This window comes from Cellulomonas citrea (assembly GCF_009829685.1).
GTDB classification, from domain to species: domain Bacteria; phylum Actinomycetota; class Actinomycetes; order Actinomycetales; family Cellulomonadaceae; genus Cellulomonas; species Cellulomonas citrea.
Genome location: NZ_VWSD01000162.1, coordinates 1 through 6,399 on the forward strand (window position 1 = coordinate 1; position 6,399 = coordinate 6,399).

Consider the following 6,399-nt stretch of genomic DNA (forward strand, 5'->3'; position numbering starts at 1 on the left):
TGCACCGTGCACTCGACGGGCAGATGACTCTCGTGCTGGCGCTCGCGGTGCTCGTGGCGGCCGCCGGTGCCCGGTTCCCGGCCGTCACGGTGGCCGTGGTGGCGGCGCTGCTCGTGCTGGTGCGGACGGTCGGCTCGGGTGTCGAGGCGTTCCACGACCGCCGGGAACGGTCCGGCGTCCGCGGCACGGACCGTGCCGTCGCCGTCGTGAGCGCGCCCTGGCACCTGGTCCTCGGGCTGCTCGGGGTGCTGCCGGGGCTCGTCGTGGCGTCCAGCGTCGTCGTCATCGCGCTGGGCGTGGTCTGGTGGCTGGTGGGCGAGGGGCGGTGGGTGCTCACCGACGCCCCCGCCGGTGCGGTGCCGACGGGGCCCGGTGTGGGCGTCGTGCTCGGTCTCGTCCTGCTGGTCGGGGCGGTGGTCGCGTGGTTCGGGCCGCTCGGGCGGTTGACCAGGATCGGGGCCCGGCGGGCGCTCGCGGTGCTCGCCCCGCGCCCGTGGGGGCCGCTCGTCGTCGTGGTGGTCGCGCTCGCAGCGGCGGCCGTGCTCGTCGCCCAGGAGCTGGCCGGTGACCCGGTCGTGTGGTGGCCGCTGCCGGCCCCGCACCTGCCGGTGCACTGAGCCCCGGGGCGGTGCACGGGCCGATCCCCCCGATCCGACAGGTGCCGCCGCTAGGCTGACGGCCATGTCCGGGGCCCGCACACGTGTGCCGCTGGTCGCCGTCCTCGTCGCGGTCGCCGCACTCGTGCTCAGCCAGAGCCGCGTGATGCTGCACAGCTGCTTCGACGCCGGCCAGTTCGCGCCGTTCGGGCTGCAGCTCGCGCTGCTGCGCGACGGTGCGCACTGCCCGGCGGGCACCTACGGGCTCGGTCCCGCGTCCACGGGTGCCGTGGTGCTGCTCAGCGTCGGGCTCCCGGCGCTGCTCACGCACCTCGTGCTGGCCGCATGCGGGTTCGGGACCTGGCAGGTGGTGCGCGGCTGCGTCCGCGCCCTGGCCGCGACCGGCCGGCGCGGGCTCGCACTTCCTGCGGCACCGGCGCACGTGCCGGCCGTCCGCCGGGTGCAGGTGCCCGTCGTGCTCGCCCCGCGCGGCGCGACGAGGCATGTGGCGATGCTCACCTGGTCGCACCGGGGGCCGCCGCTGGCCGCCTGACCCCGGCCAGCACGACCCCCTCGACCCAGGAGCCAGCCATGCCCACGAACGAACCCCGACCCAGCAAGAACCAGCGCCGTGAGGACGCCCGCGCCCGGGCCCTGGCGCTGCGCAAGGAGCAGGAGCGCAAGGCCCGCCGCAACCGCTTCATCGGCATCGGCGCCCTCGGCGTCGCCGTGATCGCGCTCGTCGTCGCGGTGGTGTCCGTCGTCAACCAGCAGAACGCGACGAAGGCCACCGCCTCCGACTACGCCACGGTCGCCTACCCGGCCGCGAGCGGGACGCCCGCCATCGCCGACGTCACCGCGCCCAAGGGAGCTTCCTCGACCGGTGGCATCCCGGTGAGCGCGAACGGCGTGGGCGTGGCCGCGGACAGCGGCGTCACCGTCGACCTGTACTTCGACTTCATGTGCCCTTGGTGCGGCAAGTTCGACCGCACCAACGCCGACGACATCACCGCGCTGGTCAAGGAGCCCGGTGTCACGGTCGTGTACCACCCGATCTCGATCATGGACCAGTACTCCCAGGGCACGAGCTACTCCACCCGGGTCGCCAACGCAGCGGCCGTGATCGCAGACAAGGCACCGGACGCGTTCCCCGCGTTCGTCACCGCGATGTTCGCCGAGGGCACCCAGCCGGAGGAGAACAGCGCGGGCCTCACCGACGCCAAGATCGCCGAGATCGCGTCCGGAGCCGGTGTGCCGCAGGACGTCGTCACCCAGCTCACCGCCACCGCCTCGTTCAACGGTACGACGGCGCGCACCTTCGCGCCGTGGGTCGCGGCGGCCACCGCCCTCACCCCGGTCGGCTCCAACGGCTACGTGAGCACGCCGACGATCCTCATCGACGGCACCCGGTGGTCCGGCGACTACACCACGCCGGGGACGTTCAAGGCCGCCGTCGAGTCGGCCAACCGCGGCTGAGCCGCACCGTCCACCCGGTCGGCCCGGGTCGCCCCGCAGCGGCGACCCGGGCCGACCTGTGTCGGGGTTTCCCCGGGGACGGCGTGGATCACACCGCAGAACCCTCGTGATCGAACCGAGCACGTCGATGAGTGTCCTGCGGGGGCGCGCCTGCCTGAGGAGTGACATGTCCAGCACGCAGCCCCATCCCACCGCCCTGCGCTCGAGCGCCGCGGGTGCCGTCGCCGCCGCCGTCGGACCGTTGGCCGTCGCCGCCGTCAGCCGGGCGAGCCTGCTCGGCTGGGCCTTGGCCGTGCTCAGCGCCGTCGCCGTGCTCCTGCCCTGGGTGCTCACCCGGCGCGCCGTCGCGGCCACGCTCAAGCAGGTGCACGCGATGGCCGCCGGTGCCGCCGCCGGTGACCTCGCCGTCGCGACCGACACCGGGTCCGTGCCCGACCCCTTCGGGGCGCTGGCCACCGTCTCGGCCGGGTACGCCCGGCTCGGGGAGTCCCTCGGCTCGATCGCACCGGAGGCCACCCTCCTCACCATCGCCGGGGAGGAGCTGGGGTTCCTGGGCGACGCCATCGCGGACGGTGCTCGCGGCACCGGCGAGCAGGCCAGCACCATCGAGGCATCCGCCCAGCAGGTCTCGCAGAACGTGGAGCTGGTGGCGGCCGCGAGCGAGCAGCTGCGCGCCTCGATCTCCGAGATCGCGAGCACCACCGCGGGCGCGTCGCAGGTGGCCCACCAGGCCGTGCAGGCGGTCGGCACCGCGAGCAGCACCATCACGACGTTGGGGGAGTCCTCGGCGCGCATCGGCGACATCATCGAGACCATCACCTCGATCGCCGGGCAGACCAACCTGCTCGCGCTCAACGCGACGATCGAGGCCGTGCGCGCCGGTGACGCCGGGCGCGGGTTCGCGGTCGTCGCCTCCGAGGTCAAGTCGCTGGCCCAAGACACCTCGAAGGCCACCGAGGAGATCTCAGGGATGCTCGGCGCGATCCAGGACGGTGCCGCCCGGGCGGTCACCGCCATCGAGGAGGTCACCGCGGTCATCGACCAGATCTCCCAGTCCCAGCTCACCATCTCCTCCGCGGTGGAGGAGCAGAGCCTGACGACCCAGCAGGTGAGCCAGACGGCACAGGGCGTGGCGTCCGAGGTGAACAACATCGCGGCCGCGATCACCACGGTGGTCGAGCTCGCGCAGTCCAACACGATCGCCGCCGAGCGCAGCCGGGTCGCGGTCAACGAGATCACCCGGATGGGGACCTCGATGACGCGGGAGACCTCCGGCCTGCGGCTGGCGAAGGTCGCCGACGGCTACTTCGAGATCACCTGGGACCGGACGCTCAACCGCCTGTCGGACGTCTGCGTGGGCCTGTGGAGCGACGAGACGTGCGATGCGTACGCCCGCACGCTCACGGCCGCCTACAAGGAGAACCGGCCGGGCTGGACCTTCCTGGTCGACTTCAGCGCCCACCCGGCCCAGGCTGAGCGGGTGCAGCGCACGCACGAGGCGATGATGGCCGAGGCCGTGAAGAACGGTCTGGTGTGGTGCGGCTTCATCGCCTCCAACCCGTTGGTCGCGTTGCAGATGACCCGGCTCTCGACCAAGACGAACTTCCCGGTGACGTACACCGCCACCCGGGAGGAAGCGCTCGCCGCGATGGCCGAGCACAGCCGTCGCGTCTGATCCGGCCGGCCACCGGGGCGCTCGGCCGCCCCGGTAGGCTGGCGCCCTCGCCTCCTTAGCTCAGCTGGCCAGAGCAGCTGTCTTGTAAACAGCAGGTCGTCGGTTCGAATCCGACAGGGGGCTCCATGCGTGACCTGCGGCAACAGGCTCCGAGTGATTCACTCCTGACTATGGGAATCGGCGGCAACCTGCAGTTCGCTTCGATCGCGAGTGGGATGGGGACCCTGCAGCGGCAAGCCCAAGATCTTCAGCGCGGGCTCGGAGTCGCGAACGACACACTTCGAGCACTTCTGGTCGAGCAGCAACGGGCGAATGCGCTCGCTGAGCAGCAGCTTCAGGTCTGTCAGGAGGCCAACCAACACCTGGTGTACCTGATCAATGCTCTCGCCCAGGCGGGGATGATCCGCCTCGCCACCTGAGAATCGGCGATAGCAACCGGAACAGCGTTCGTGTGGCGCTTCTGTCAGCGCTGGCGCCCCTTGCTTACCCCGTCACCTTGGTCTCGGTCAGTGGTGCGCTTGCCCAGGCGGGTGCTGCCGAACGCGGTTAGCGTCACCGGATGACGACCCCGGTGCGGCTGCCCGCGCGTGTCCGCTCGACGCTGCACCCCGAGGGGTTCCACGGCGCCGGTCGCCGCCGGGGCTTCTTCGAGGGCTGGTACGTCAAGCTCGTGAGCGCCGACCGCGCCCACCGCCTCGCCGTCATCCCCGGGGTGTTCCTCGGGCTGGACGGCGACGACGAGGCCTTCGTCCAGGTGCTCGACGGGGCGAGCGGGCGCACCTGGTACCAGCGGTACGAGCGGTCCGACCTGACCGCCGCGACCGACGGGTTCGACGTGCGTGTCGGCCCCAACCGCTTCACGTCCCGCGGTGTGCTGCTCGACGTGCCCGACGCGGGGCTGCACGGTGAGGTGCGGTTCACCGACCCGCTGGTGCCCTGGCCGGTGACGCTGCGCTCACCAGGGGTCATGGGCTGGTACGCCTGGGTGCCGTTCATGGAGTGCTACCACGGGGTCGTGTCGTTGGACCACGGCCTGGCCGGGTCGCTCGTGCTCGACGGCGAACCCGTCGACCTGGACGGCGGCCGCGGCTACCTCGAGAAGGACTGGGGGCGGGCCTTCCCGTCGGCCTACGTGTGGATGGCGACCAACCACTTCAGCCGGCCGGGCACGAGCCTCACGGCCTCGGTGGCGATGGTCCCGTGGCTGCGGGGGCAGTTCCGCGGGGTCATCGTCGGGCTCTGGCACGAGGGGCGGCTGCACCGGTTCACCACCTACGGCGGCGCCCGGACCACGGCGCTCGCCATCGACGAGGAGCAGGTGCGCTGGTCGCTGCGCTCGCGGCGGGGGTGGACGCTCGACCTGGTCGCCGAGCGCCGCCAGGGCGGCCTGCTGCACGCGCCGGTGCGTACCTCGATGCACCGCCGGGTGCACGAGACCCTCGACGCGGTGGTCCGGCTGCGGCTGCGCGACCCGTCGGGCGCCACCGTGCTGGAGGACGCCGGGCACGCCGCCGGGCTCGAGGTGCACGGCGAGCTGGACCGGCTGCTCGCCGCACGGTGACCGCGCGGACGGCCCACCGGTTGCGGTCCGAGCCGGCAGGGCGCACCGTCGAGAGGTCGGCGCATGCCCACGGCTGCGGCGACCCTCTTCTGGCTCGGACGCGGAACCGCACCTGACAACGGCGCTCCGGCCTCTTGGTCTTTCAGCACCGCGACCTGTGCCCCTGCGAGGGCGGCCTGGTGCGCCCCGTCCGCGGGGCCGAGCCCCTCGGGTCGTGCCGTCCGCACGTCCTGCCGCCGACCGCGGCACCCGTTGGTGGGAGACCCCATGCGAACCACGTCTGTCCGTCCCGTCCGTGCACCGCGACACCGCGCCGGGCGGGTGGGTGCGGTGGCAGCGGTCGCCGCGGCGGGCCTGCTCGTCGCCGTGGCCGGTCCGGCGCAGGCCGCCACCCCGGTCGGCCTGGGCACCGCGACCAGCTTCGTCGTGCTCGCCGGCGCCGGGGTGACGAACACCGGTCCGACCACGCTCAACGGCGACGTCGGCACGTTCCCCACGACCTCGATCAGCGGTGCCGGGTCGCTCACCGTCACCGGCACCGTGCACGCCGGTGACGCCGTCACCCAGGACGCCAAGACCGACCTGGTCACGGCCTACGACGTGGCGGCCGGGCAGGCGTCGAACGTGACGGTCTCGGCCGACCTGGCCGGCCAGACGCTGGTCTCCGGCGTCTACACCTCGGCCTCCACGATGGGGCTGTCCGGGGCGCTCACGCTCGATGCGGCGGGGGACCCCGACGCGGTCTTCGTGTTCCAGGTGGGCTCGGCGCTCACCGTCGGGAACGGCGCCTCGGTGCTGCTCACCAACGGCGCGCAGGCCTGCAACGTCATCTGGCAGGTGGGCAGCTCGGCGACCGTCGGCACCGGGGCCCAGTTCCGTGGCACGGTGCTCGCGCTCACCGACATCACCCTGGCGACGGGAGCCACGGCCGAGGGCCGGCTGCTGGCCCGCAACGGCGCGGTGACGCTCGACACCAACGTGGTCACCCGCCCGTCGTGCACGACGCCCACGGGTGGCACCAGCACGACGACGGCCCAGGACGCGGCGGCGCGGGACGCGGCCGCGCAGGCGGCGGCGGACCAGGCTGCGGC

General features: G+C 73.1%; 6 protein-coding genes, 1 tRNA gene and 1 pseudogene. All 8 read left to right on the forward strand.

Translation table 11 applies throughout. The features are described 5' to 3' along the window. Positions 1–617 (forward strand): annotated as a pseudogene (locus F2B26_RS13855) (serine/threonine-protein kinase); the annotation flags it as partial. A 64-nt stretch (positions 618–681) separates the two neighbouring features. Then, positions 682–1,149, forward strand: a complete 468-nt coding sequence (locus tag F2B26_RS13860) for a hypothetical protein (RefSeq protein ID WP_159810359.1) — start codon at positions 682–684, stop codon at positions 1,147–1,149. A 38-nt stretch (positions 1,150–1,187) separates the two neighbouring features. Beyond that, positions 1,188–2,072 (forward strand): DsbA family protein, encoded by an 885-nt coding sequence (locus F2B26_RS13865; RefSeq protein ID WP_159810361.1) that lies wholly within the window; start codon positions 1,188–1,190, stop codon positions 2,070–2,072. Positions 2,073–2,238: 166 nt separating this feature from the next. Then, complete coding sequence (locus F2B26_RS13870) at positions 2,239–3,747, forward strand: methyl-accepting chemotaxis protein (protein WP_159810363.1); 1,509 nt, start codon at positions 2,239–2,241, stop codon at positions 3,745–3,747. Between the two features lie 49 nt (positions 3,748–3,796). Then, positions 3,797–3,873: transfer RNA gene (locus F2B26_RS13875), tRNA-Thr, on the forward strand. 44 nt (positions 3,874–3,917) lie between these two features. Further along, on the forward strand, positions 3,918–4,166 hold the full coding sequence (locus tag F2B26_RS13880) for a hypothetical protein (RefSeq protein ID WP_159810365.1): 249 nt from the start codon (positions 3,918–3,920) through the stop codon (positions 4,164–4,166). Between the two features lie 140 nt (positions 4,167–4,306). After that, complete coding sequence (locus F2B26_RS13885) at positions 4,307–5,308, forward strand: tocopherol cyclase family protein (protein ID WP_159810367.1); 1,002 nt, start codon at positions 4,307–4,309, stop codon at positions 5,306–5,308. A gap of 330 nt (positions 5,309–5,638) precedes the next feature. Beyond that, positions 5,639–6,399 (forward strand): ice-binding family protein (locus F2B26_RS13890; protein ID WP_201292747.1); only part of this gene is annotated, 761 nt, incomplete at its 3' end.